We start from the raw sequence: 25,553 nt of genomic DNA on the forward strand, positions 1-25,553 counted from the left end.
GAAATCCGAAATCCGACCGTCAGAGAACTCGCCGCATGGCCCGATGCGGTATCCCCGCGTCCGGAAATTCCGGCCCGTACGCCACGTACCCGAGCCGCTCGTAAAACCCCAGCGCATGCGTCTGCGCATGCAGATCCACGGCCACGAGCCCACGCGCGCGTGCCGCGTCCTCGACGGCCCGCACAAGAGCCGCCCCCACGCCGAGTCCGCGCGACGCCTGTGTCACGGCGAGCCGCCCAAGCGACCCCACCGTCATGTCACCGCCGGTCTTCCCGGCTGCCGCCGCGCCGTACAGCAGCCGCCCGGTCCCGAGCGGCACCCCGTCCTCCCGCACGGCCAGCACATGCACCGCTACGGCGTCGTAGGCGTCGTACTCGATGTCCTCCGGCACGCCCTGCTCGCCGACGAAGACCTCCTTGCGCACCGTGAAGCAGGCCTCACGGTCGGCGGGGTCCTCGGCGACCCGCACCACGTACGCGTGCGTGCTCACCCGTAGGTCTCCTCGCGCACCAGATCCAGGGCCTGCTGCAGATCCTCCGGATAGTCGCTCGCGAACTCCACCCACTCCCCGTCCCCGGGGTGCTCGAAGCCGAGCCGCACGGCGTGCAGCCACTGCCGGGTCAGCCGGAGCCGCTTGGCGAGCGTCGGGTCGGCGCCGTACGTCAGGTCGCCGACGCAGGGGTGACGGTGGGCCGCCATGTGGACGCGGATCTGGTGGGTTCGTCCGGTCTCCAGCTTCACGTCGAGCAGGGAGGCCGCGCGGAACGCCTCGATGAGGTCGTAGTGCGTCACGGACGGCTTGCCCTCGGCCGTGACCGCCCACTTGTAGTCGTGCTGGGGGTGGCGGCCGATGGGTGCGTCGATGGTGCCGCTGGTCGGGTCCGGGTGGCCCTGGACGAGCGTGTGGTACCGCTTGTCGACCGTGCGCTCCTTGAACTGCCGCTTGAGCGAGGTGTACGCCCGCTCCGACTTGGCCACGACCATCAGCCCCGAGGTACCCACGTCGAGCCGGTGCACGATGCCCTGGCGCTCGGCGGCACCGGAGGTCGAGATGCGGTACCCGGCGGCTGCGAGCCCGCCGATCACGGTCGTCCCGGTCCAGCCGGGGCTGGGATGCGCGGCGACACCCACCGGCTTGACGATCACGACCACGTCGTCGTCGTCATGGACGATCTCCATGCCCTCGACCGGCTCGGCGACGATCTGCACCGGCGCGGCGGCCTGTGGCATCTCGACCTCCAGCCAGGCCCCGCCGTGCACCCGCTCGGACTTCCCGACCACCGACCCGTCGACCGTGACCTTCCCCGCGGCGGCGATCTCGGCCGCCTTGGTCCGGGAGAAGCCGAACATGCGGGAGATGGCGGCGTCGACGCGCTCGCCCTCCAGGCCGTCGGGCACGGGCAGGGTACGGATCTCGGGAACGGTGCTCACCCGTCGAGTATGCCGGACACCACCGACAGCCCCGACCGGCGCCTGTGGATCAGTCCTTGTGGACCGTGCCGTCGGGGTCGAGTCCCTTGAACGACAGCAGCACGATCAGGATGCCGCCGCACACGATCGCCGAGTCGGCGAGGTTGAAGACGGCGAAGTGCTTGGGCGCGATGAAGTCGACGACCGCGCCCTCGAACACGCCCGGGGAGCGGAAGATCCGGTCGGTGAGGTTGCCGAACGCGCCGCCGAGCAGCAGACCGAGCGCGATCGCCCACGGCAGGCTGTAGAGCTTGCGGGCGAGCCGGGCGATGACCACGATCACGGCCGCCGCGATCACCGTGAAGATCACGGTGAAGGCCTCACCGAAGCCGAAGGCCGCACCCGCGTTGCGGATCGCCTCGAACCTCAGCCAGTCCCCGACGATCTCGATCGGCTCGTGGTGCTCCAGCTTGGCGACCACGATCATCTTGCTGACCAGGTCGAGGGCGTACGCGAACAGGGCCACCGTGAACAGCACGGCGATCCGGCGCCTGCCCCTGGGCCGCGCCGTCTGGTCCTGCTCCGGCTCCGCCCCCGCCGCCTCTGGGGTATCCGGCGTACCGATGATGCGCTCCGCCTCTGTCACGTGAGTCCCTCGACCTAGATACCTGACTGAGGACGAGGGTACGACACGCCTCCACGGACCCTCAGTACCGGCGTTCCTGCTTCTGCTTGCACTCCACGCACAGGGTCGCGCGCGGGAAGGCCTGCATGCGCGCCTTGCCGATGGGGTTGCCGCAGTTCTCGCACAGGCCGTAGGTGCCGGCGTCGAGCCGCCCCAGGGCGCGTTCGGTCTGGAGGAGCATCTCGCGCGCGTTGGCCGCCAGGGCCATCTCGCTCTCGCGCGTGATGTTCTTGGTCCCGGTGTCGGCCTGGTCGTCGCCGGCGCCGTCCCCGGAGTCCCGCATGAGACCCACCAGGGACTCCTCCGAGGTGGTGATCTCGGTACGCAGCCGCAGGGCCTCGGCCGTGAGCTCCGCGCGCGCCTCGGAGACCTCTTCGGGCGTCCAGGGGTCCTCACCCGGGCGCACCGCGAGCTCGCCGGGCTCCACCGCGGAGACACGCGCGTTGGGTAGGGCGGTCTTCGCCGCCGTGGCCGTGCCAGGAGTCTTCTTCGCAACCACTGTCGTGGCTCCCGTCTGCTTCGCGGCCTCGGCCGCGCCCGCCTTCTTGGCCGTGCTTTTCCTGGCCGCCCTCTTCGTGAGGGTGTTCTTCCCGGAGGTGCCCTGCCCGGAGTCCCCCTGCGGGACACCGGCCTCCGTGGCGGCCGTCTCCTCGACCGCGATGTCCTTCGCGGCCGTCTCCTTCCCCGCACCCTTGGTCGGGGCCGTGTCCTTGGCCGCGCTCTTGCTCGCGGCCGTGTCCTTCGCCACGGATTTCTTCCTGGCGGCCGTCTCCTCGACCACGACGTCCTTCGCGGCCGCCTCCCTCCCCGCGCCCTTCGTCGCGGCCGTACCCATGGCCGCGCTCTTGGCCGCGGCCGTGCCCTTCGCTGCGGTCTTCTTCGCGACCGCCTTCTTCGTCACCGCTTTCTTCGTGGCTGCCTTCTTCGTCACCGCTTTCTTCGTGGCTGCCTTCTTCGTCACCGCTTTCTTCGTGACCGCCTTCTTCGTGGCGGAGGCCTTCTTGTGGGCCCCAGCCTTCTTGGCGACCGCCGTCTGGACGGCCGTCGCCCTCTTCGGCGCCGAAGCCCTCTTCGTGGCGGAGGCCTTCTTCGTGACCGAGGCCTTGCCGACGCCCTTGGTGGCCTCTGCCGTCCCGCCGACAGGCGTCTCGGCCGGCGGTCTCCTGGCCGAGACCTCCTCCGCGGCTGCCCGCCCGCCGGGAGCCGCCCTGGCCTTCTTGGCGCCGCTCGCCTTCCGGGGCGCCGCCTTCTTCGCCACTGCCTTCTCACCACCCGCGCGCGTGCTCTTGACGGCGGCCTTCTTCGCGACGCTCTTCGCCGCCGTTCCGACCGTCTTCACGGCCTTGGCAGCCGCACCCTTGGCCTCGCCGCCGGAGGCACGGGCATGTGTGGACCGGCCCGACGCCGACTGCTGTACGGCGGTCTTCTTCGCCACCATGCCGCGGCCCCTTCACATATTGTGATCTTGCTCGCGAATCGTGCTGGGACGATAAATCGACTTGAGTCCCGCGGCAACCGGGCACGCCGCTCGATTCGCCCGCCACGCGCGTGCGGGGCGCGAAGCATGCATGCGTTGTGCCCAGCTCCCCGCCAGGTAATCCGCCGGATCGACCGTCCCGGAATCCGAACAGTCGTGCCGCTCCGTTCGGGTCACGCCGGGCCCTGCGGCGGCCTCCGCGTCCGGACCCGGAAAACCGGTCGGCCGCTGTCCCCGGGGCGCCGTACACTGGGCGCAGCGAAAAGCGTGGATGGGGACGAGTAGCGGCGTACGCAGCCCAGAGCGACCCGGGGACGGTGGAAGCCCGGGGGCGAGCGCGACGTGAAGATCACCCCGGAGCCGCCGGAAGAAAGCCCACCAGGGCCAGTAGACCCGGCATCGCGGCCCCAATGAGGGGGCTCACCGACGCACACCAGGCGTCGGCGGGCCAAGGAGGGTGGTACCGCGGGAGCGCGCCGAAACCGGCGCACGGACTCTCGTCCCTCCGGACGGAAGGCAGCAAGTCCGCCGGAGGAAGCTCGCTGATGACAACGCCGACGTACCGCCAGGTGCCCGCCCAGGTCGACCTGCCCGCGCTCGAGCACGCGGTGCTCGACTTCTGGCACGAGCAGAAGATCTTCGCCAAGAGCCTGGAGCAGTCCGAGGGCCGCCCCGAGTGGGTGTTCTACGAGGGCCCACCCACCGCCAACGGCATGCCCGGCGCCCACCACATCGAGGCGCGCGTCTTCAAGGACGTCTTCCCCCGCTTCCGCACCATGCGCGGCTACCACGTGGCCCGCAAGGCCGGCTGGGACTGTCACGGCCTGCCGGTGGAGCTGGCGGTCGAGAAGGAGCTCGGCTTCACCGGCAAGAAGGACATCGAGGCGTACGGCATCGCCGAGTTCAACGCCAAGTGCCGCGAGTCCGTGACCCGGCACACCGACGCCTTCGAGGCGCTCACGACCCGCATGGGCTACTGGACCGACCTCCACGACCCCTACCGCACCATGGACCCGGAGTACATCGAGTCCGTCTGGTGGTCGCTGAAGGAGATCTTCAACAAGGGCCTGCTGGTCCAGGACTACCGCGTGGCCCCCTGGTGCCCCCGCGACGAGACGGGCCTGTCGGACCACGAGCTGGCGCAGGGCTACGAGACGATCGTCGACCCTTCCGTGTACGTCCGTTTCCCGCTCACCTCCGGTCCGCTCGCCGGCCAGGCCGCGCTCCTGGTCTGGACGACGACCCCCTGGACCCTGGTCTCCAACACGGCCGTGGCCGCGCACCCCGAGGTCACATACGTCGTCGCGACCAACGGCGAGGAGAAGCTCGTCGTCGCCGAACCGCTCGTCGCCAAGGCGCTCGGAGAGGGCTGGGAGACCACCGGCCAGACCTTCACGGGCGCCGAAATGGAGCGCTGGACCTATCAACGTCCGTTCGAGCTCGTGGAGTTCCCGGAGCCGGCCCACTACGTGGTCAACGCCGAGTACGTCACGACCGAGGACGGTACGGGCCTGGTCCACCAGTCCCCCGCCTTCGGCGAGGACGACCTCAAGGTCTGCCGCGCCTACGGCCTGCCCGTCGTGAACCCCGTCCGCAGGGACGGCACGTTCGAGGAGGACGTCCCCCTGGTCGGCGGCGTCTTCTTCAAGAAGGCGGACGAAAAGCTCACCGAGGACCTCCAGCAGCGCGGCCTCCTCTTCCGGCACGTCCCGTACGAGCACAGCTACCCGCACTGCTGGCGCTGCCACACCGCGCTCCTCTACTACGCGCAGCCGTCCTGGTACATCCGCACCACCGCCGCCAAGGACCGCCTCCTCCAGGAGAACGAGAACACCAACTGGTTCCCCGAGACGGTCAAGCACGGCCGGTACGGCGACTGGCTGAACAACAACATCGACTGGGCGCTGTCCCGCAACCGCTACTGGGGCACCCCGCTGCCGATCTGGCGCTGCGAGGACGACCACCTCACCGTCGTGGGCTCCCGCGCGGAGCTCACCCAGCTGACCGGCACGGACCATTCCGGCCTCGACCCGCACCGCCCGTTCATCGACGAGGTCACCTTCGCGTGCCCCCAGTGCCAGAAGACGGCCACGCGCGTGCCGGAGGTCATCGACGCCTGGTACGACTCGGGTTCGATGCCGTTCGCGCAGTGGGGCTACCCGTACAAGAACAAGGAGCTGTTCGAGTCCCGCTACCCGGCGCAGTTCATCAGCGAGGCCATCGACCAGACACGAGGCTGGTTCTACACGCTGATGGCCGTCGGCACCCTGGTCTTCGACCAGTCGTCGTACGAGAACGTCGTCTGCCTCGGTCACATCCTCGCCGAGGACGGCCGCAAGATGTCCAAGCACCTGGGCAACACCCTCGAGCCGATCCCCCTGATGGACCGGCACGGCGCGGACGCGGTGCGCTGGTTCATGGCGGCCGGCGGCTCCCCGTGGGCGGCCCGTCGCGTGGGCCACGGCACGATCCAGGAGGTCGTCCGCAAGACGCTCCTGACGTACTGGAACACAGTCGCCTTCCAGGCCCTGTACGCCCGTACGTCGAACTGGGCGCCCAGCGAGGCGGACCCGGCCCCGGCCGACCGCCCGGTCCTGGACCGCTGGCTGCTGTCCGAACTGCACGCGCTGACCGACCAGGTGACCCAGTCCCTGGAGTCGTACGACACCCAGCGCGCCGGCAAGCTCCTGTCGGCGTTCGTCGACGACCTGTCCAACTGGTACGTACGCCGGTCCCGGCGCCGCTTCTGGCAGGGCGACAAGGCCGCGCTGCGCACGCTGCACGAGGTCGTCGAGACGGTCACCAAGCTGATGGCCCCGCTGACCCCGTTCATCACCGAGCGGGTCTGGCAGGACCTGGTCGTGCCGGTCACCCCCGGCGTCCCGGAGTCCGTGCACCTGGCCTCCTGGCCGGAGGCGGACCTCTCCGCCATCGACCCGGAGCTGTCGAAGCAGATGGTCCTGGTGCGCCGGCTCGTCGAGCTGGGCCGTGCCACGCGCGCGGAGTCGGGTGTGAAGACCCGTCAGCCGCTGTCCCGGGCGCTCATCGCCGCGACCGGCTTCGGCTCCCTCGACCGTGAACTGCACGCGCAGATCACGGAGGAACTGAACGTGAGCGCGCTCGCCTCCCTCAGCGAGGTCGGCGGCAGCCTGGTCGACACCACGGCCAAGGCCAACTTCCGCGCCCTCGGCAAGCGTTTCGGCAAGCGCGTCCAGGACGTGGCCAAGGCCGTTGCCAACGCCGACGCGGCCGCGCTCTCCCTCGCCCTGCGCGAGGGCACGGCGTCGGTCGAGGTCGACGGCGAGACGATCACGCTCGCCCCAGATGAGGTGATCATCACGGAGACCCCGCGCGAGGGCTGGTCGGTGGCGTCCGACTCCGGTGCGACGGTGGCGCTGGACCTGGAGATCACGGAGGAACTCCGCCAGGCGGGCCTGGCCCGTGACGCGATCCGCCTGATCCAGGAGGCCCGCAAGAACAGCGGTCTCGACGTGGCCGACCGCATCGCGCTCCGCTGGACGGCCACGGACCCGGCCGTGATCGCGGCCCTGTCCGAGCACACGTCCCTGATCGCCGACGAGGTCCTTGCCACGGACTTCGCCCAGGGTGAGGCGGACGACACCTACGGCACCCCGTTCACCGACGAGGGCCTGTCCCTGACGTTCCGCCTGCGCAAGGCGTAATCGCGAGAGCGAAGGCCCGGTCCCCAAGAGGGGTCCGGGCCTTCCGCGTCTCCGCGTCACTGTGCTCAACCCGCGTAAAAGGGCGAGGCCCCGGATCGAAATCCGGGGCCTCGCCCTGAACGCTGCCGACGCCTAAGGCGTACTAGAGGCCGTCAGTTGTCGTCCTCGTCGATGAGGAAGCCTCGCATCGGCGAGGGAGCCTGTCCCATCGGACCAGGACCCTGCGGCCGTACCGGCGCCATCGGCTGGGTCATCGCGGGAGACATCTGCTGCTGGCCGCCGTAGGACGGGCCGGCCGGCGAAGGACCGCCGCCCATGCCCTGGTTGCCACCGTACGACGGCGCGCTCGCACCGGCCGGAGCCATGGAAGGCGCCGGGGACGGCGGCAGCGACGCGGTCGCCGGGGTACGCGGCGGAGCCAGCGAGTCGTCGGCCTGGGTCTCCAGCTGACGCAGCTGCGACTCGAGGTACGACTTCAGACGGGTACGGTACTCGCGCTCGAAGCCGCGCAGGTCCTCGACCTTGCGCTCCAGCGTGGCGCGGGCGGACTCGAGGGAGCCCATCGCGACGCGGTGCTTCTCCTGCGCGTCCCGCTCCAGCGCGTCCGCCTTGGCACGGGCGTCACGCTCGAGACCCTCGGCACGCGAACGGGCCTCGCCGACGATCTTGTTGGCCTCGGAACGAGCCTCGGCGATCGCCTGGTCGGCGGTCTGCTGGGCCAGCGAGAGGACACGGGCGGCGCTGTCGCCCCCGGGGCCCTGACCGGGGCCGCCCATCGGACCGCCCATGGGGCCGCCCATCGGGCCACCCATCTGCTGCTGCATGGGCGACTGACCGCCCATGGGGCCCTGACCCATCGGACCCTGGCCCATCTGGCCCTGGCCCATCTGACCCTGGCCCATCTGACCCTGGCCCATCTGACCCTGGCCCATCTGACCCTGACCCATGGGACCCTGGCCCATCTGACCGGGACCCTGCGGGCCGCCCTGGCCACCGCCGGGGCCGGCAGGCAGCTGCGGCGCACCGCTCGGCAGCTGGGGCGGGCCGCCCATGGGGCCGCCCATCTGCTGCTGCGGCGGACCGGATATGCCGGCCGGCACGGGAGCGCCGGGACCTGGCCCACGCATGCCCTGCTGCGGCATTCCCTGTCCGGGCATGCCACCCTGCTGCTGGTCCTGCTGCTCCGGGGGCTTGCGCATGTTCTGCTGGTTCTGGGCAGCAGCACGCGTCGCCGCGGCCAGCTTGGCGCGCAGGTCCTCGTTCTCGCGCAGCAGGCGCGTCAGTTCGGCTTCGACCTCGTCGAGGAAGGCATCGACCTCGTCCTCGTCATAGCCTTCTCGGAGGCGGACGGTCGTGAACTGCTTGTTCCGCACGTCCTCGGGGGTCAACGGCATCTCTTCACCTCAACGTAGTCATCGGCAGTCGGCAAGACCGTATCGTCCACAGTCACCTCGCCAGGTTTCCCGTGATGGAGATGAGGATGTAGACGATGATCATCAGCACGAAGAAGGACAGGTCGAGCGCCACGCCCCCGAGACGCAGCGGCGGGATGAACCGCCGCAGAAGCTTCAACGGTGGATCGGTGACAGTGTAGGTGGCCTCCAGAACGACCACCATCGCCTTGCCGGGTTGCCACGAGCGGGCGAACTGGAAGACGTAGTCCATGACCAACCGGAAGATGAGCACGATGAGGAACACCATCAGCGCGATGTAGATCACCTGCGCGAACACGCTCATGGTCTGTCTTTCCCTCTCCCCTGTTCCGTACTTCGTTCCGGTTGTGCTTCTCAGCTCTGGTTGAAGAACCCGCCCTCTGCGATGCGGGCCTTGTCCTCCGCCGTGACATCGACGTTAGCAGGCGACAACAGGAACACCTTCTGCGTCACCCGCTCGATGCTGCCGTGAAGACCAAACACCAAACCGGCCGCAAAGTCGACAAGTCGCTTGGCGTCTGTGTCATCCATCTCAGTCAGATTCATGATCACCGGGGTGCCCTCACGGAAGTGTTCCCCGATGGTACGGGCCTCGTTGTAGGTCCGGGGGTGAAGCGTGGTGATCCGGTAAGGCTCTCGTTCCGACACGACCTTGGGCATGATCACCGGTGCGTTCTTCTCCAGGCTTGCGCGTTCTTGTGTGATGGATGCCACGGGCGCGATGCGCGCGGGACGCACCGATTCCGCGGCCAGCGAAGTGGATCGGGGCACCGAGTCGCGCGGCATCGAGGGCTGCACGACTCTGACCGATTCATCCCTTTCGGGCTGAATCGCCTGATGTGACTGGTGAGACGGCTCATGCCGTCGGCGGTCCCGCTCGGGCTCCGGGTCGAGTTCCGGTTCGAAGTCGTCGTCGGGGTCAAAACCGCGGCCGTCGTACCCATCGTCCTCCACGAGGCCGAGGTAGACCGCCATCTTGCGCATCGCGCCGGCCATTCTCTGAGTCCTCCGCTCTGTGGTGGATCGGCTGACGACTGCCAAGTGCCCGCGATCCACGAGGTCGTTATGACCGCCTTTCGGCGGTAATGACCATATTTTCTGCTGTGGTCCGACTTCTTGGCGACGTTACCCGAGCCTGGGGCGGACTCCGAGTACCGCGGTGCCGACGCGCACATGTGTCGCCCCTGCCGCCACGGCCTGTTCGAGGTCCGCACTCATCCCTGCCGAGACCATGTTGGCAGCCTGATGGGCTCGGCGCAGGTCGGTCGACAAATCCATCAACCGCTCGAATGCCGCCTGTTCGCGTCCCGCGTACTCCCCGGTGAGCGGAGCGACGGTCATCAGTCCGTCGAGCCGCAACCCCGGAGCCCGGGCCACGAGATCGGCCAACTCCGCGATTCCGCCTGGCGCCACGCCGCCCCGCTCCCCTCGCTCGCTCGACCCGGCGTCGAGCGCGACCTGGATGAGGCATCCCACTTCGCGCCCGGCCTTCACGGCCTCCTTCGAAAGAGCCGTCACCAGCCTGGAACGATCGACGGACTGCACGAGATCCGCGTAACCGACCACAGATCGCACCTTGTTGGTCTGCAACTGACCTACAAAGTGCCAAGTAAGCGGCAGATCCGAGCATTCTGCAGCCTTGGGCGCCGCGTCCTGGTCCTTGTTCTCGGCGACATGGCGCACGCCGAGCTCCGCCAGCATCCGCACATCGCTCGCTGGGTAGGTCTTGGTGACCACGATGAGGGTCACCTCTTCCCGCGCCCGCCCGGCGGCCGCGCACGCGGCGGCAATGCGCTGCTCCACCTTCGCCAGATTTGCGGCGAGTTCGCCCTTACGGTCCGTCATGCCCCATCAGTCCAGCCAGATATATCCCGCGAGTCGCCCCGTGGTGCGATCGCGGCGATACGAGAAGTGGTCGCCCGACTCCAGCGTGCACACCGGCGACTGCTGCCGGTCGCGCACCCCGAGCCGGTCGAGTTGCGCGTGCACTCCGGCGGTCACGTCGACCGAGGGCGTGCCCCAACTCGTCTCGGCGTGCGCCGCGGGTTCGACGGCGGTGACGTCGGCGCGCATCTCCTCGGGCACTTCGTAGCACTTGCCGCAGACGGCGGGTCCGGTGCGGGCGACGATCCGGGCGGGATCGGCGCCGAGTTCCGTCATCGCGCGTAGCGCGGCGGGGACGACTCCGGCGATCATGCCGGGCCGGCCCGCGTGGACCGCCGCGGCGATCCCGGCGACCGGGTCGGCGAGCAGCACCGGGGTGCAGTCCGCGGTGAGGACGGCGAGGGCGAGACCGCGTTCGGCGGTGACGATCGCGTCGACCTGGGGCACCGGCCGCTCGCCCCACGGCGCGGAGACCACCACGGCGTCCGCCCCGTGCACCTGGTTCATCCAGACCACCCGGGCGGGATCGATACCGAGCGACTTGGCGGCCAGTTCGCGATTGGTCCCCACCGCCTCGGGGTCGTCGCCGACCGCCCCGCCGAGGTTGAGCTCCTCGTACGGAGCGGCGCTCACCCCGCCCCACCGGTCGGTGAAGGCGAAGTGCGCGCCGCTCACGTTCTCGCGCCGTCCTATCACTTCAGGAAGTCCGGCACGTCCAGTTCCTCGGCCGCGCTGTCGGTGTAGCTCCGCGACGGCGGGACCGGCGGGGCGACCGGAAGGTCAGCGACCGGCTCCGGCGCGGGCTCCGGGTCCTCCTTCGGCGTGACGCTGCCGAGCGAGCCGAAGGACGGGCGGCTCTCGGTCTGCCGTACCGGAGTGGGCTCCTCGCGGCGGGCCGGGCTCGAGGACGACCCCATGACCGTCTCCCGACGGGTCGGCGGCTGCCCCCCGTCGAAGCCGGCGGCGATCACGGTGACGCGGACCTCGTCGCCGAGGGCGTCGTCGATGACCGCACCGAAGATGATGTTGGCCTCGGGGTGGGCGGCCTCGCTGACCAGCTGAGCCGCTTCGTTGATCTCGAACAGGCCGAGGTCGGAGCCACCGGAGATGGAGAGCAGCACACCGCGGGCGCCGTCGATGGACGCCTCCAGGAGCGGCGAGGAGATCGCCATCTCGGCGGCGGCCACCGCGCGGTCGTCGCCACGGGCCGAGCCGATGCCCATGAGCGCCGAACCGGCCTCGGACATGACCGACTTGACGTCGGCGAAGTCGAGGTTGATCAGACCGGGAGTGGTGATGAGGTCGGTGATGCCCTGGACACCGGAGAGCAGGACCTGGTCGGCCGACTTGAAGGCGTCGAGGACGGAGACCTGGCGGTCCGAGATGGACAGCAGCCGGTCGTTGGGGATGACGATGAGGGTGTCGACCTCTTCGCGGAGTTCGGCGATGCCGTCCTCGGCCTGGTTGGCGCGGCGCCGTCCCTCGAAGGTGAACGGGCGCGTGACCACGCCGATGGTGAGGGCGCCCAGGGTGCGTGCGATGTTGGCCACGACGGGCGCGCCGCCGGTGCCGGTGCCGCCGCCTTCACCGGCCGTCACGAAGACCATGTCGGCCCCCTTGAGGACCTCCTCGATCTCCTCGCGGTGGTCCTCGGCGGCCTTGCGGCCCACGGCCGGGTTGGCTCCGGCGCCGAGTCCGCGGGTGAGTTCGCGGCCGACGTCGAGCTTGACGTCGGCGTCGCTCATCAACAGCGCCTGCGCGTCGGTGTTGATGGCGATGAACTCGACGCCCTTGAGACCGACCTCGATCATCCGGTTGATGGCATTGACACCACCGCCGCCGACACCGATGACTTTGATGACTGCGAGGTAGTTCTGCGGTGCTGCCACGTCGAAGGCCTCTCGCCTCGAGTTACGTGTCGCCGAACCAACGGGGCACTGCTGCCTCGCGATCCGTCGACTGATGCCGAATGGGACGGTCCGTAGCGCCGACCCGAACCCTAACGTTGAAGTTTAGGGTTACCAGTGTGTCTGTTCCCTGGAGTCTTCTGAACAGGACACTAAGTCGACAAGTGGCGCACGTTCAACGAACACGCCGAACCTCCCGTTTTTCTTTTCACCCTATGTGATCAGCCGTAGCAGTGCCCAACCAGGGTGCTGGCCTGCGCTGATGTGCGTCAACTCCCTGATGACGCGGGGGCGGTGGGGACGCTGACGTCGAAGTGCCGCGCGTCGGGAGTGGCTTTCATGAGAGCGACGAGCGTACGGGCCTTCGCGGCGCCTTTCTCGCTGCTCCCCCAGGCGACGGTACGACCGCCCCCCAACTCCAGCGAGATGTCGTCGTACGAACTCACCTTGACGGAACGGGTCGCGTGCGCGACGGCGGCCGGAATGTCACCCGCCACGCGCACCGCTTCGCGCACGAGCCGGGCCTCGCCGAAGCGGCGCAGGCTCGCGGCACGGGAGTCCGGCGGGGAGAGCGTCAATTCCAGGGCGGGCACGCCTTTGGGGGCCTCAGAAACCGTGGCGAATCGGACGCCTTCATCGTCCACTTCGACGAAGTTTCCGCCCTTTTGGACAAGCAGAACCGGAGTACGTTCGGTCACTTTCAGCCCGATTCCGTCGGGCCAGGAACGAGCGACATCAACTGAGGCAATTCGGGGCAATTTCCGGAGCAGTCGTGCCTCAATCGCATCGGTGTCGACGGAAATCAGCGGTGATCCGACCGGAACGTCGGCGGCCTCGCGGACCTGGTCCGGAGTCAGCACCCTGGTTCCCGAGACCGACACGCGGTCGACGCGCAGCCACTGAGAGCCGTACAACAGCCAGACGGTGCCCGCGGAAAGAAGCACGAGCGCCACGGCAAGAATGATGATCGTACGAAGCCGACGCACCCTCAACCGCCGGGCAGGAGGCGGGCCGGACGACTCCTGCTGGCGTTCACCGCGCTCGGCGGTCGTCGATCCGGCCACGCCCACTCCCTTTTCCTGGCTACTGGCGTCGGTGGGAGGCGATCGCCTCGTACACCATGCCGACGAGCAGCTCGTCGGCGTCCCGGCGGCCGAACTCGGCGGCGGCGCGGGACATCTCGTACAGCCGGTGCGGGTCGGCGAGCACGGGCAGGACGTTGGCCCGGACCCAGTCCGGCGTCAGTTCCGCGTCGTCGACCAGCAGTCCGCCGCCGGCCTTGACCACCGGCTGGGCGTTCAGCCGCTGTTCTCCGTTGCCGATGGGCAGCGGGACGTAGGCGGCAGGGAGCCCGACGGCGGAGAGTTCGGCGACGGTCATCGCGCCCGCGCGGCAGAGCATCATGTCGGCCGCGGCGTACGCGAGGTCCATCCGGTCCAGGTAACTTACCGGGATGTAGGGGGGCATTCCCGGCATCTGCTGTACGTGCGGCAGTTCGTTCTTCGGGCCGACCGCGTGCAGGATCTGGATCCCGGCCTGCTGGAGCCAGGGCGCGACCTGCTGGACGACCTCGTTGAGGCGCCGGGCGCCCTGCGAGCCGCCGGAGACCAGCAGGGTCGGCAGGTTCGGGTCGAGGCCGAACATGTGCCGGGCCTCGGGGCGGGCGGCGGCCCGGTCCAGGGTGGCGATGGTATAGCGCAGCGGGATGCCGATGTAGCGGGAGTTGCGCAGCTTGCTGTCCGGCGTGGCGACGGCGACCTGTGCGGCGTACCGGGAGCCGATCTTGTTGGCGAGGCCGGGGCGGGCGTTGGCCTCGTGGATCACGATCGGCACACCGAGCCGCTTGGCGGCGAGGTAGCCGGGCAGCGCCACATAGCCGCCGAAGCCGACGACGGCGTCGGCCTTGGTGCGCTCCAGGATCTGCTCGGTGGCCTTGATCGTGCCGCGCAGTCGGCCCGGCACGGTGATCAGCTCAGGGGTGGGCTTACGAGGCAGCGGGACAGCCGGGATCAGCGCGAGCTCGTAGCCCCGCTGTGGGACGAGTTTGGTCTCCAGCCCCCGTTCCGTGCCCAGAGCCGTGATACCCACGCTCGGGTCCCGCCTGCGCAGGGCGTCCGCGAGGGCGAGCGCGGGCTCGATGTGGCCGGCGGTCCCCCCACCAGCGAGTACGACATGCACCGAAATTCACCGCTCTCCGGACGAACGCGCCGAGGGGGCGCGCCGTCGCATCGTGTTCCATCTCCGAGGCCCCCGTGCCGGCACGGCGCCTCCCGCCCGCTTTCTACCAAAGCGAGGTTGCCGCATCGAAAGCGCCGCCCGCGCGGCGGGCTCGTCACGCGCGAACGCGATCAGCAGCCCGACGGCGAACATGGTCGGCAGCAGGGCGGAACCTCCGTAGGAGAACAGCGGGAGCGGGACGCCGGCGATCGGCAGCAGACCGAGCACCGCACCGATGTTGATCACAGCCTGAGCGGTGATCCAGGTGGTCACACCTCCCGCGGCATACCTCACGAAGGGGTCCTCCGTGCGTCCGGCCACGCGGATACCCGCATAGCCTAGAGCCGCGAAGAGGGCGAGTACCGACAGCGTCCCCGCCAGGCCCAGTTCCTCACCGGTGACGGCGAAGATGAAGTCGGTGTGGGCTTCGGGGAGTTGGCCCCATTTTTCCACACTCGCACCGAGCCCGGAGCCAAAGATTCCGCCGGAGGCGAGGGCGTAGATGCCGTGCACGGCCTGCCAGCAGTCGGCGGCACCGGACTTGGGCTCGGTGGCGCCGATGCAGGCGAGCCGGGCCATGCGGTTGGGGCTGGTCTTGATGAGGACGAACCCGATGAACGCGGCGACCGACAGCACCCCGACGAACAGCCGGGTCGGCGCCCCCGCGAGCCACAGCAGGCCGAACAGGATCGCCGTCAGGATGATCGCCGTACCCATGTCGCCGCCGAGCATGATCAGCCCGAGCAGCAGGAAGGCGACCGGGACGAGCGGCACCAGCATGTGCTTCCACTGGGTCAGCAGCTTCTTGTCCTGCTTGCGGGCGAGCAGGTCGGCCGCCCACAGCACGAGGGCCAGCTTGCCGAACTCGCTGGGCTGGATCTGGAAGGAGCCGCCGAGCGAGATCCAGTTCTGGTTGCCGTTGACCGACATCCCTATCCCCGGCACCTGCACCAGGGCCATCAGGAAGACCGCGCCCGCCAGGATCGGATAGGCGAGCGCCCGGTGCAGTTTGACCGGCATCCGGGAGGCGATCAGCAGCAGTACGGTGCCGATGACGGCGGCCAGGAACTGCTTGCGGAAGAAGAAGGATCCCGGCAAGGACATCTGCAGAGCCGTGATCTGGGAGGCCGAGTAGACCATCACGAGACCGAGCACGGTGATCAGCAGGCTGCCGCCGAGGATCAGGTAGTAGGCGGTCAGTGGCCGGTCCCAGGCCTTGCGCGCGCGCGTGTAGAGCCGTTGTACGGGGTTCTCGCGCGAGGGCCGGGGGGCGGCGAGGCGCCGGGACGCCCGCTGCACGGGCGGCCTGCCGGTACGGCTACTGGGCATCAACGCCTCCGCTACGTCGGTCAGGAGCCGAGTTCGCGAACCGCCTCCGCGAACGCGTCACCGCGCTTGTTGTAGTTGGCGAACATGTCCATCGAGGCGCAGGCCGGGGCCAGCAGCACCGTGTCACCTGCGACGGCGAGGCGCGAAGCCTCCTGGACAGCCGCGAGCATCGCCCCAGTGTCGGTCCGGTCGAGGTCCACCACGGGTACTTCCGGGGCGTGTCGCGCGAGGGCTTCACGGATCAGGGCGCGGTCCTGGCCGATCAGCACGACACCGCGAAGTCGCTTTGCCGACTTGGCGACCAGCTCGTCGAAGGTCGCGCCCTTGGCGAGCCCGCCCGCGATCCACACGATCGACTCGTAGGCCGCCAACGAGGCTTCCGCCGCGTGGGTGTTGGTGGCCTTGGAGTCGTCGACGTACGCGACATCGGCCACGTCGGCCACGTGGGCGATGCGGTGGGCGTCCGGGGTGAAGTCCCGGAGCCCGTCTCGTACGGCCCTGGCGGGCACCCCGAATGCGCGTGCGAGGGCCGCTGCCGCAAGGGCGTTGGCGATGTTGTGCGGGGCGGGCGGGTTGACGTCCGAGATCTCGGCGAGTTCCTGGGCGTTCTTGTGCCGGTCCTCGACGAAGGCGCGGTCGACCAGGATGCCCTCGACGACGCCGAGTTGGGACGGTCCGGGGGTGCCGAGGGTGAAGCCGACGGCCCGGCAGCCCTCCTCGACGTCCGCCTCGCGCACCAGGTCCTCGGTGGCCTTGTCGGCGACGTTGTAGACGCAGGCGACCCGATTGCCCTCGTAGATGCGGCCCTTGTCCTTGGCGTACGCCTCCATGGAGCCGTGCCAGTCCAGGTGGTCCGGCGCCAGGTTCAGCACGGCGGCGGAGTGGGCGCGCAGGGAGGGCGCCCAGTGGAGCTGATAGCTCGACAACTCCACGGCCAGGACGTCGTACTGCTCGTCGCCGAGCACCGCGTCCAGCAGGGAGACGCCGATGTTGCCGACGGCGGCGGTGCGCAGCCCCGCGGCCTTCAGGATCGACGCCAGCATCTGGGTGGTGGTCGTCTTGCCGTTGGTGCCGGTGATCGCGAGCCAGGGAGCCGCGTCGGGGCCCCTGAGCCGCCAGGCGAGTTCGACATCGCCCCAGATCTCCAGGCCGGCCTCACGGGCCGCCGCGAACAGCGGCTTGTCCGGCTTCCAGCCGGGCGCGGTGACGACGAGTTCGGTGCCTTCGGGCAGGGTCGCACCGTCACCGAGGCGCACGGTGATGCCGAGCGCCTCCAACTCGGCGGCCTGCTCACGCGCGCGTGCGTCGTCGCCGTCGTTGACGACCGTGACGTTCGCCCCGCGCGCGTGCAGCACCTTGGCCGCCGGGACGCCGGAGACACCGAGTCCGGCGACGGTGACGTGCCTGCCCTGCCAGTCCAAAGGCTCCGAGGAGGTCACTTTTCTGCTGCCCATCCCGCGTAGAAGAGACCCAGGCCGACGATCACACAGATGCCCTGGATGATCCAGAAACGGACCACGATGAGGACTTCGGACCAGCCCTTGAGTTCGAAGTGGTGCTGGAGCGGTGCCATCCGGAAGACCCGCTTGCCCGTCATCCGGAAGGAGCCGACCTGGATGACGACCGACATGGTGATGAGGACGAACAGACCGCCCATGATGGCGACCAGGAGCTCCGTGCGGGACAGGATCGCCAGGCCCGTGAGGACACCGCCGAGGGCGAGCGAACCGGTGTCGCCCATGAAGATCTTGGCCGGCGAGGTGTTCCACCACAGGAAGCCGAGGCAGGCGCCCATCAGCGCGGAGGCGATCACCGCGAGGTCGAGCGGATCGCGCACCTCGTAACAGGCGTTCGGGTTGGTCAGGGTGCCCGCGTTGGCGCAGGACTCCTGGAACTGCCAGACGCCGATGAAGGTGTAGGCGCCGAAGACGAGGACCGAGGCGCCGGTGGCGAGGCCGTCCAGACCGTCGGTGAGGTTCACGCCGTTCGACATCGCGAGGATCATGAACAGCGCCCAGACCACGAACAGGATCGGGCCGATCTTCCAGCCGAAGTCGGTGATGAACGACAGCCTCGTGGAGGCCGGACTGTTGCCGCGGGCGTCCGGGAACATCAGCGCGAGCACAGCGAAGCTGATGCCGACGATCAGCTGGCCGGCCATCTTCGCCTTGGCCCGCAGGCCCAGCGAACGCCGCTTGACGATCTTGATGTAGTCGTCGAGGAAGCCGACCAGGCCCATGCCGCACATCAGGCCGAGCACCAGCAGGCCCGAGTAGGTGGGCGGGTAGCCGGTGATGACCTTGGACAGGAAGTAGGCGACGACCGTCGCCAGGATGAAGGCGATGCCGCCCATCGTCGGCGTACCGCGCTTGCTGCCGTGCGAGCGCGGGCCGTCGTCCCGGATGTACTGGCCGTAACCCTTGCGCGCGAGCAGCTTGATCAGCAGCGGGGTGCCGACCAGGGTCAGAAAGAGGCCGATGACTCCTGAGAACAGGATCTGCTTCATCATCGGGCGGCAACCTCACCCTCGGCGTCGAGCAGCGCCTGGGCGACGCTCTCCAGGCCGACCGAACGGGACGCCTTCACGAGGACGACGTCTCCCGGGCGCAATTCACTGCGCAGCAGGTCGACCGCCGCCTGTGCGTCGGACACGTGCACCGACTCCTCACCCCACGAACCCTCGTTATATGCGCCCAGTTGCAGCCAGGACGCTTCCCTGCCCCCGACCGCGACGAGCTTGCCGACATTGAGCCGGACGGCGAGCCGTCCGACCGCGTCGTGCTCGGCGAGCGCCTCGTCCCCGAGCTCGGCCATCTTGCCGAGCACCGCCCAGGTCCGCCGCCCCTTGCCCATCGCCGCGAGCGCGCGCAAGGCCGCTCGCATGGACTCGGGGTTCGCGTTGTAGGCGTCGTTGACGATGGTCACGCCGTCCGGGCGCTCGGTGACCTCCATACGCCAGCGGGAGAGGGAGCCCGCCTCGGAGAGCGCGGTGGCGATCTCACTTGCGGACATGCCCAGCTCATGGGCGACGGCGGCCGCGGCGAGCGCGTTCGACACGTGGTGCTCACCGTACAGGCGCATGGTCACTTCGCTTGCACCGGAGGGTGTGTGAAGCATGAAGGCAGGCTGTCCGCTGTCCGTGAGTCGTACGTTCTCGGCTCGAACGTCCGCTTCGCCGGACTCTCCGAAAAGGAGCACCTTCGCCTTCGTACGGGATGCCATGGCGCGTACGAGAGGATCGTCGGCGTTGAGGATCGCGGTGCCGCCGTCCTGTGCCGACGGCAGAGCTTCCACGAGTTCGCCCTTGGCCTGCGCGATCTGCTCGCGGCCGCCGAACTCCCCGATGTGGGCGCTGCCGACGTTGAGGACCAGTCCGATCTGCGGGGGCGTCAGATTCGTGAGGTAGCTGATGTGGCCGATGCCACGGGCGCCCATCTCCAGCACGAGGAACCTGGTCTCCTCGGTGGCGGTGAGCGCGGTGAGCGGCAGGCCGATCTCGTTGTTGAGCGAGCCCGGCGTGAACACCGTCGGCGCCTTGCGCTGGAGCACCTGGGCGATCAGGTCCTTGGTGCTGGTCTTGCCGGCGGAGCCGGTGAGAGCGACAAGGGTCGCGCCGAGCCGTCGTACGACATGACGTGCGAGGGCGCCGAGGGCCGTCTGGACGTCCTCGACGAGGATCGCGGGCACGCCGACGGGGCGCTGGGCCAGCACGGCCACCGCACCGGCCCGGACGGCTTGTTCGGCGTAGTCGTGGCCGTCGACGCGCTCCCCCACGAAGGCGGCGAACAGACTGCCGTCCTTCACCTGCCGGGAGTCGATGACGACGGGCCCGTGCACCAGCACCGACGGATCCGGTATGTCGTACGTCTGCCCGCCGACGACTGAGGCGGTCTCGGCGAGAGAGAGGGCGATCACAAGTTCATCCCTGGGTCTTCTGGATGGCTTCTCGAAGCACCTGGCGGTCGTCGAAGGGACGGACCACCCCGGCGATGTCCTGGCCCTGCTCGTGGCCCTTCCCGGCGACCAGTACGGTGTCGCCCGGCCGCGCGCGGGCGACGGCTGCTGCGATCGCGGCGGCCCGGTCCTCGAAGACCTGGACCTCGCCACGCTCGTGTACTGGCACGGACGCCGCGCCCTCGAGCATGGTTGCGAGGATCGCGAGGGGGTCCTCGGAGCGGGGGTTGTCGGAGGTCAGTACGGCGGTGTCGGCGAGGCGGGCCGCGGCGGCGCCCATCGGACCGCGCTTGGTCCTGTCGCGGTCGCCTCCGCAGCCCAGCACGACGTGCAGCCGGCCCTCGGTGACCTTGCGGAGCGCCTTGAGCACCGACTCGACGGCGTCCGTCTTGTGGGCGTAGTCCACGACCGCGAGGTAGGGCTGTCCGGCGTCCACGCGCTCCAGTCGGCCCGGCACGCCCGGCACCGCGGCGACGCCGTCGGCGGCGGTCTGCGGGTCGAGGCCCGCGGCGGCCAGGGCGACGATCGCGGCGAGGGTGTTCGCCACGTTGAAGGGCCCCGGCAGCGGCGACCTGGCGGTGATCCGCTCGTCCTTGGGGCCGATCACGGTGAACGTCGAGTCCATCGGGCCGACCTCGACGTCCGCGGCGCGCCAGTCGGCGTCCGGGTGGCCCTCGGCGGAGAAGGTGACGACCGGGACCGTGGCCTCCTTGACGAGCCGGCGCCCGTACTCGTCGTCGAGGTTGACCACGCCGAGACGGCTGCGTTTCGGCGTGAACAGCTGCGCCTTGGCCTGGAAGTAGTCTTCCATGCCGGAGTGGAACTCCATGTGCTCCGGGCTGAGGTTGGTGAAGACGCCGATGTCGAAGACACAGCCGTCGACCCGCCCGAGGACCAGCGCGTGGCTGGAGACCTCCATGGCGACCGCCTCGACCCCGCGCTCGCGCATGACCGCGAACAGGGCCTGGAGGTCGGTGGCTTCGGGCGTGGTGCGCTCGGACTTGATGCGCTCGTCGCCGATACGCATCTCGACGGTGCCGATCAGGCCGGTGGACCTGACCCCCTTGAGACCGCCCTCGACGAGATACGCCGTGGTGGTCTTGCCGGAGGTGCCGGTGATGCCGATCTGGAGCAGGTCCCGGCCGGGGTGACCGTAGATCGTGGCCGCCAGTTCGCCCATGCACGCGCGCGGGTCCTCGACGACCAGCACCGGGAGCCCGGTCGCGGCGGCGCGCTCGGCGCCTGCCGGGTCGGTCAGCACGGCGACCGCGCCGAGGCCGACGGCCTGGGTGACGAAGTCGGCGCCGTGCAGGCGGGCGCCCGGGAGGGCGGCGTACAGGTCGCCGGGGCGGACGGCACGCGAGTCATGGGTGATACCCGTGACCTGCGCGGCGTTCCCCGGCTGCTCGGCACCCAGCTGGTCGGCGAGCTCCGCGAGGGGTGTTGCGGAGATCCGGACCGGCCGGGGCGGTCCCGGATATGTCACGGGTGCGCCCTTCTGGGTGGTTTGGGACTGATCAGCGTGTGGCACGGCGGTGAGCGTACCGGGCACACCCGCCTTGGAGCTAAAAGAGGGCCCGCGCGCAGCGCGGTCGGACAAGGGCGGTGGTGGGCGACGGGCGGGCGAGGGGCGGGGAGCGCCCTGGTTCCCGGAATCGGAGGTGATCGTCGTCACGAGGTGGTTCCTGGTGGCCTTTCCGAGCGCTGATGACGTGCTGAGGTGGTGCTGATCAGGGCGTGTAGGAGACGGGCAGCTTCGCGGCCTTCGCCCCCGTGGGCGGGACCTGCAGGGTCTTCAGGGCGAACTCCATGACCTGCTTGTAGACGGGTCCGCAGATCTGGCCGCCGAAGTAACTGCCGCTGGTGGCGTTCTGGATGGCGCAGTAGACGGTGATCCGGGGCTTGTCGGCGGGCGCGAAGCCGGCGAACGACGAGGTGTAGCCCTTGTACTTGCCGGTGGCCGGATCCACGCGGTTGGCCGTGCCCGTCTTGCCCGCGACCCGGTAGCCGGGGATGCGCGCCTTGGTGCCGGTGCCCTCCTCGTCGTCCACGACCGACTCCAGCATCCGGGCCAGTGTCTTGGCCGTCTTGGCGCTGACGACTCTTGTCTTCTTGGGCTTCGCGGCGGGCGTGAAGCGTCCGTCGGGACCCTTCGTGCCGCGCACGAGCGTGGGTTCGACGCGGACACCGCCGTTGGCGATCGTCGAGTAGACGGACGCGGCCTGCATGGCGTTGAGGGACACACCCTGGCCGAAAGGAATCGTGTACTGCTGCGAGGTCGACCAGTCCGCGGGCTTGGCGAGGATGCCCGGGGTCTCGCCGGGGAAGTCGAGTCCGGAGTAGCGGCCGAGGCCGAATTTGTGCAGGTAGGAGTAGAGCACCTGGTTGGCCTGCGCCTGGGTCTTGCCGAGCTGGCCGGTCGCCAGGATGGTGCCGATGTTGCTGGACTTGGCGAGCACGCCGTTGAGCGTGAGGTACCAGGTCTCGTGGTCGATGTCGTCCTTGAAGAGCCGGTCACCGCGGTGCAGCCGGTTGGGCACGATCACATGCGTGAGCGGGGTGGCGACCCCCTGCTCCAGTACGGCGGCCATGGACATGACCTTGGCGGTGGAACCGGGCTCATAGGCGTCCTGGAGGGCCGCGTTGCCCATGTTCACCGAGCTCGCCTTGGACAGGTCGTTCGGGTCGAAGCCGGGCGAGTTGGCCATGGCGAGAACCTGGCCGGTCTGCGTGTCCTGCACTATCACGTACCCGCGGTCCGCCTTGGACTCCTTCACCTGCTCGGTGATGGCCTGCTGGGCGGCCCACTGGATGTCACGGTCGATGGTGAGCTCGACGTCGCTGCCGGGCACCGCCGGGGTCTCGGTGGAACCCACTGTGGGCACCTGACGGCCGCCGGACTGGGCGTAGCGGATCTTGCCGTCCTTGCCGGCCAGCAGGGAGTTCAGTTGCTGCTCGACACCGCCGCCGCCCTTGCCGTCGGCGTTGACCCAGCCCAGTATCCCGGCGGCGAGATCGCCGTTCGGGTACACGCGCTTGGTGGTCGGCACGGACAGGACGCCCGCGAGGACGTTGGCCGTGCCGGGGTCGGTCCCGCTCTTGGTGGCGAGCGCGGACTTCAGGTCCTTGATCTGCTTCCAGACCTGCGGGGTCTGGCGGTTGGCGAGCAGGACGTAGCGGAGCTTCTTGTCCTTGGGCCGCAGCTTCTTGACGATCGTCTCCTGCTCCTGCCCCAGGATCGGGGCGAGCAGGGCGGCGGCCTGCTCGGGGCCGTCGTCGATCTTCAGTTCCTCGCGGGTGAAGAGCGTGGGGTCGGCCGTGATGTCGTACGCGTCCTCGCTGGTCGCGAGGGCCACGCCGTCGCGGTCGGTGATACCGCCGCGCTCGGCGGCCAGCGTGTAGCCGACATACCGGTTCTGCTCGGCCTTGGCGGCGTACGTGCTCGCGTCGACGGCCTGCACCTGGAGCAGTCGTACGACGAAGGCGGCCAGCACCAGCGTCAGCGCGAGGCCGACCAGGCGCAGCCGGGGGCGGGGGCTGCCCAGGCGGATGGTCTTGGGGGCCGCGGGGCGGGGCGCCGCAGGGCGGCGGGCCGGGCGGGCTCCGGGGCCCGGGCGCGGTCGGCCGACGGGGCGGGCGGAGCGCTCGGGGCGTGCGGGTCCGGGCACGCGGCGGCGCGGCGGTTGCCTGCCGAAATCGTCGGACACTTCCGTCACCTGCCGGGGGTCGGGGTCGTGGGGGGCGGGACGACCGAGGGCACGGCCTCGGGCGCGGGTACGACGGTCTCCGTCGGGGTGGATCCGGCCGTCGGCGTCGGGGCGGTCGCGCTGTCGATCACCTCGGGGGCGAGAACGAGCGGCATCCGCAAGGAGGCCTGTTCGGCGTCGGAGGCGGGGGACGGGACGCCCTTGACGGTGCCGTCGGGGTCGAGGAAGGCCGGGTCTCCGCCGGGCACCATGCCGAGTTCACGGGCGCGGCGCACCAGGGCCTCGGGCGCTGAGTAGGCGTCGATGTCCCGCTGGAGACCCTGTTGCTCGTCGGTCAGGCTCTTCGTCTCCTTCTGGAGGTCGGTGAGCTTGAAGGACCCTTCGCTGAGCGCGGAGTTCAGCACCAGCAACCCGATGAGGCCGCCGCCGAGAAGGAGGACCACGAGGAGCACGAAAGGGGTGCGGGCCGCCTGTCCGGAGCCCGTAGGGCCGGGGAACAGGCGCGCGAGACGGGCCGCCCTCCCCCTCAGTTCGGGTTTCCTACTCACTCACCCTCCAGTGAGTCCGGTTTCCCCACTCACTGACGCGGCTCACGCGCCTCACGCACTTCACTCGATGGACTCCCTGATTCGCTCGGCGCCCCTGCATCGCGCCGGTGCGGCCCGCCGGTTCTCGGCGATCTCTTCCTCGGTGGGAAGTTCGGCACCGCGCGTGAGCAGCTTGAGCCGGGGCTGGTACTGCTCGGGGACGACCGGCAGTCCGGGCGGGGCGGTGGTGGCGGCACCGGCCGCGAAGACCTGCTTGACCAGCCGGTCCTCCAGCGAGTGGTACGACAGCACGGCGATCCGGCCGCCCACGGCGAGTGACTTCACCGCGGCCGGGATCGCCCGCTCCAGGACGGAGAGTTCGCCGTTGACCTCGATACGCAGGGCCTGGAAGGTGCGCTTGGCCGGGTTGCCGCCGGTGCGCTTGGCGGCCTGCGGCAGGGAGTCCCTGATCAGCTCGACGAGCCGAGCACTGTGGGAGAAGGGCTGCTTCTCCCGTTCCCGCACGATCGCGGACACGATCCGCTTGGCCTGCTTCTCCTCGCCGTACGCCCTGAGGATCCGGACGAGTTCGCCCGGCGGGTAGGTGTTGAGGACCTCGGCGGCGCTCATGCCGGTCGTCTGGTCCATGCGCATGTCGAGCGGGGCGTCCTGGGCGTAGGCGAAGCCTCGGTCGGCCTCGTCGAGTTGCATGGAGGAGACACCGAGGTCGAAGAGGACGCCCTGCACGCGCGTGATGCCGAGCCTGTCGAGAACCTCGGGGAGCTCGTCGTAGACCGCGTGGACGAGGGTGGCACGCTCACCGAAGGGCGCGAGCCGCTCGCCGGACAGGCGCAGGGCCTCCTTGTCGCGGTCGAGGGCGACGAGCCGGGCCTCGGGGAACCGCTGGAGCAGTGCCTCGCTGTGGCCGCCGAGGCCGAGCGTGCAGTCGACGACCACCGCTCCGGGCCGCTCAAGGGCGGGGGCCAACAGGTCCAGGCACCGCTGGAGCATCACCGGGACGTGTCGACTCTGACTCAAGGGGCCCTCTCAGGTCCAACGCGGCCGTACGCACCGCCGGGTCCCCGCCGTCCCTCCCCTTCGCCGAGGGGATCCCGGTGAAAGGAGAGGCCTGCCGGCGCCGGAAGCGTCAGCCGACCGGGAGCGGGAGGAGGCCGAGCCGTACGTACGCGCCGCGCACGTGGGGAGATCTCCGGAAAATCGCCGGGGTCTCCGTGGAAAGTCCAGCAGGGAGGCCTCGCCTCCCGCTTCGCGTCACTTTAGTCCACGGCCTCTCGCGGTCAATCAACCGGCCTGCGCGTCGCGCCCCCGTGCGGACTCGA

The 25,553-nt window shown here is 69.6% G+C and carries 21 protein-coding genes; 1 reads left to right on the forward strand and 20 read right to left on the reverse strand.

Features of this window, described 5'->3' with window-relative positions; translation table 11 throughout:
* Nucleotides 1-19: 19 nt before the first annotated feature.
* The 4 genes from QF027_RS13285 to QF027_RS13300 form a co-directional block, all read right to left on the reverse strand.
* Nucleotides 20-490: a GNAT family N-acetyltransferase gene (locus QF027_RS13285; protein ID WP_306982808.1), complete on the reverse strand. Its 471-nt coding sequence runs from the start codon at nucleotides 488-490 to the stop codon at nucleotides 20-22.
* Nucleotides 487-1,431 carry an RluA family pseudouridine synthase gene (locus QF027_RS13290; RefSeq protein ID WP_059206042.1) on the reverse strand — a complete coding sequence of 315 codons (945 nt, stop codon included), beginning with the start codon at nucleotides 1,429-1,431 and terminating at the stop codon, nucleotides 487-489. The genes QF027_RS13285 and QF027_RS13290 overlap by 4 nt, the downstream gene beginning before the upstream one ends.
* A 49-nt stretch (nucleotides 1,432-1,480) precedes the next feature.
* Nucleotides 1,481-2,056 (reverse strand): signal peptidase II, encoded by a 576-nt coding sequence (gene lspA, locus QF027_RS13295; RefSeq protein ID WP_307074672.1) that lies wholly within the window; start codon nucleotides 2,054-2,056, stop codon nucleotides 1,481-1,483.
* Between the two features lie 61 nt (nucleotides 2,057-2,117).
* Complete coding sequence (locus QF027_RS13300) at nucleotides 2,118-3,533, reverse strand: TraR/DksA family transcriptional regulator (protein WP_307074673.1); 1,416 nt, start codon at nucleotides 3,531-3,533, stop codon at nucleotides 2,118-2,120.
* Between the two features lie 584 nt (nucleotides 3,534-4,117).
* On the opposite strand from QF027_RS13300, the gene ileS reads away from it, so the two are divergent.
* Nucleotides 4,118-7,255: an isoleucine--tRNA ligase gene (gene ileS, locus QF027_RS13305; RefSeq protein WP_307074675.1), complete on the forward strand. Its 3,138-nt coding sequence runs from the start codon at nucleotides 4,118-4,120 to the stop codon at nucleotides 7,253-7,255.
* A gap of 152 nt (nucleotides 7,256-7,407) precedes the next feature.
* On the opposite strand, the gene QF027_RS13310 is transcribed toward ileS, so the two are convergent.
* The 16 genes from QF027_RS13310 to rsmH form a co-directional block, all read right to left on the reverse strand.
* On the reverse strand, nucleotides 7,408-8,649 hold the full coding sequence (locus QF027_RS13310; RefSeq protein ID WP_307074677.1) for a DivIVA domain-containing protein: 1,242 nt from the start codon (nucleotides 8,647-8,649) through the stop codon (nucleotides 7,408-7,410).
* A 52-nt stretch (nucleotides 8,650-8,701) separates the two neighbouring features.
* The gene (locus tag QF027_RS13315) at nucleotides 8,702-8,992 is read right to left on the reverse strand and encodes a YggT family protein (RefSeq protein ID WP_057618503.1); all 291 of its coding nucleotides are present in this window, start codon (nucleotides 8,990-8,992) and stop codon (nucleotides 8,702-8,704) included.
* 50 nt (nucleotides 8,993-9,042) lie between these two features.
* Complete coding sequence (locus QF027_RS13320) at nucleotides 9,043-9,684, reverse strand: cell division protein SepF (RefSeq protein WP_306982794.1); 642 nt, start codon at nucleotides 9,682-9,684, stop codon at nucleotides 9,043-9,045.
* A gap of 129 nt (nucleotides 9,685-9,813) precedes the next feature.
* Nucleotides 9,814-10,533 (reverse strand): YggS family pyridoxal phosphate-dependent enzyme, encoded by a 720-nt coding sequence (locus tag QF027_RS13325; RefSeq protein WP_307074679.1) that lies wholly within the window; start codon nucleotides 10,531-10,533, stop codon nucleotides 9,814-9,816.
* A gap of 6 nt (nucleotides 10,534-10,539) precedes the next feature.
* Nucleotides 10,540-11,268 (reverse strand): peptidoglycan editing factor PgeF, encoded by a 729-nt coding sequence (gene pgeF / locus QF027_RS13330; protein ID WP_307074681.1) that lies wholly within the window; start codon nucleotides 11,266-11,268, stop codon nucleotides 10,540-10,542.
* Nucleotides 11,265-12,461 carry a cell division protein FtsZ gene (ftsZ, locus tag QF027_RS13335; protein ID WP_307074684.1) on the reverse strand — a complete coding sequence of 399 codons (1,197 nt, stop codon included), beginning with the start codon at nucleotides 12,459-12,461 and terminating at the stop codon, nucleotides 11,265-11,267. Before ftsZ ends, pgeF begins: the two co-directional genes overlap by 4 nt.
* Nucleotides 12,462-12,748: 287 nt before the next feature.
* Nucleotides 12,749-13,543, reverse strand: coding sequence for a cell division protein FtsQ/DivIB (locus QF027_RS13340; RefSeq protein ID WP_307074686.1), 795 nt, complete (start codon nucleotides 13,541-13,543; stop codon nucleotides 12,749-12,751).
* Between the two features lie 19 nt (nucleotides 13,544-13,562).
* Nucleotides 13,563-14,657 (reverse strand): undecaprenyldiphospho-muramoylpentapeptide beta-N-acetylglucosaminyltransferase, encoded by a 1,095-nt coding sequence (gene murG / locus QF027_RS13345; protein WP_306982784.1) that lies wholly within the window; start codon nucleotides 14,655-14,657, stop codon nucleotides 13,563-13,565.
* 6 nt (nucleotides 14,658-14,663) lie between these two features.
* Entirely contained in the window at nucleotides 14,664-16,025 is a 1,362-nt protein-coding gene (ftsW, locus tag QF027_RS13350; protein WP_307074688.1) for a putative lipid II flippase FtsW, read from the reverse strand.
* A 20-nt stretch (nucleotides 16,026-16,045) separates the two neighbouring features.
* Nucleotides 16,046-17,479, reverse strand: coding sequence for a UDP-N-acetylmuramoyl-L-alanine--D-glutamate ligase (murD, locus tag QF027_RS13355; protein ID WP_307074690.1), 1,434 nt, complete (start codon nucleotides 17,477-17,479; stop codon nucleotides 16,046-16,048).
* Nucleotides 17,461-18,534, reverse strand: a complete 1,074-nt coding sequence (mraY, locus tag QF027_RS13360) for a phospho-N-acetylmuramoyl-pentapeptide-transferase (protein WP_306982778.1) — start codon at nucleotides 18,532-18,534, stop codon at nucleotides 17,461-17,463. The genes murD and mraY overlap by 19 nt, the downstream gene beginning before the upstream one ends.
* Nucleotides 18,531-19,940 (reverse strand): UDP-N-acetylmuramoyl-tripeptide--D-alanyl-D-alanine ligase, encoded by a 1,410-nt coding sequence (locus QF027_RS13365; protein ID WP_306982776.1) that lies wholly within the window; start codon nucleotides 19,938-19,940, stop codon nucleotides 18,531-18,533. Before QF027_RS13365 ends, mraY begins: the two co-directional genes overlap by 4 nt.
* A 4-nt stretch (nucleotides 19,941-19,944) precedes the next feature.
* The gene (locus QF027_RS13370; RefSeq protein ID WP_306982773.1) at nucleotides 19,945-21,465 is read right to left on the reverse strand and encodes a UDP-N-acetylmuramoyl-L-alanyl-D-glutamate--2,6-diaminopimelate ligase; all 1,521 of its coding nucleotides are present in this window, start codon (nucleotides 21,463-21,465) and stop codon (nucleotides 19,945-19,947) included.
* A gap of 244 nt (nucleotides 21,466-21,709) precedes the next feature.
* Nucleotides 21,710-23,686 (reverse strand): peptidoglycan D,D-transpeptidase FtsI family protein, encoded by a 1,977-nt coding sequence (locus QF027_RS13375; protein ID WP_306982771.1) that lies wholly within the window; start codon nucleotides 23,684-23,686, stop codon nucleotides 21,710-21,712.
* A gap of 5 nt (nucleotides 23,687-23,691) precedes the next feature.
* Complete coding sequence (locus QF027_RS13380; RefSeq protein WP_306982769.1) at nucleotides 23,692-24,234, reverse strand: hypothetical protein; 543 nt, start codon at nucleotides 24,232-24,234, stop codon at nucleotides 23,692-23,694.
* Between the two features lie 60 nt (nucleotides 24,235-24,294).
* Nucleotides 24,295-25,251 (reverse strand): 16S rRNA (cytosine(1402)-N(4))-methyltransferase RsmH, encoded by a 957-nt coding sequence (gene rsmH, locus QF027_RS13385; RefSeq protein WP_307074691.1) that lies wholly within the window; start codon nucleotides 25,249-25,251, stop codon nucleotides 24,295-24,297.
* Nucleotides 25,252-25,553 lie beyond the last annotated feature (302 nt).

The organism is Streptomyces canus (assembly GCF_030816965.1).
GTDB classification, from domain to species: Bacteria; Actinomycetota; Actinomycetes; order Streptomycetales; family Streptomycetaceae; genus Streptomyces; species Streptomyces canus_E.

Coding starts and splice junctions, on each gene's coding strand:
- QF027_RS13300 (WP_307074673.1), bottom strand. CDS start 3,533: ATGGTGGCGAAGAAGACCGCCGTACAGCAGTCGGCGTCGGGCCGGTCC.
- ileS (WP_307074675.1), top strand. CDS start 4,118: ATGACAACGCCGACGTACCGCCAGGTGCCCGCCCAGGTCGACCTGCCC.
- QF027_RS13310 (WP_307074677.1), bottom strand. CDS start 8,649: ATGCCGTTGACCCCCGAGGACGTGCGGAACAAGCAGTTCACGACCGTC.
- QF027_RS13315 (WP_057618503.1), bottom strand. CDS start 8,992: ATGAGCGTGTTCGCGCAGGTGATCTACATCGCGCTGATGGTGTTCCTC.
- QF027_RS13320 (WP_306982794.1), bottom strand. CDS start 9,684: ATGGCCGGCGCGATGCGCAAGATGGCGGTCTACCTCGGCCTCGTGGAG.
- QF027_RS13325 (WP_307074679.1), bottom strand. CDS start 10,533: ATGACGGACCGTAAGGGCGAACTCGCCGCAAATCTGGCGAAGGTGGAG.
- ftsW (WP_307074688.1), bottom strand. CDS start 16,025: ATGCCCAGTAGCCGTACCGGCAGGCCGCCCGTGCAGCGGGCGTCCCGG.
- murD (WP_307074690.1), bottom strand. CDS start 17,479: ATGGGCAGCAGAAAAGTGACCTCCTCGGAGCCTTTGGACTGGCAGGGC.
- mraY (WP_306982778.1), bottom strand. CDS start 18,534: ATGATGAAGCAGATCCTGTTCTCAGGAGTCATCGGCCTCTTTCTGACC.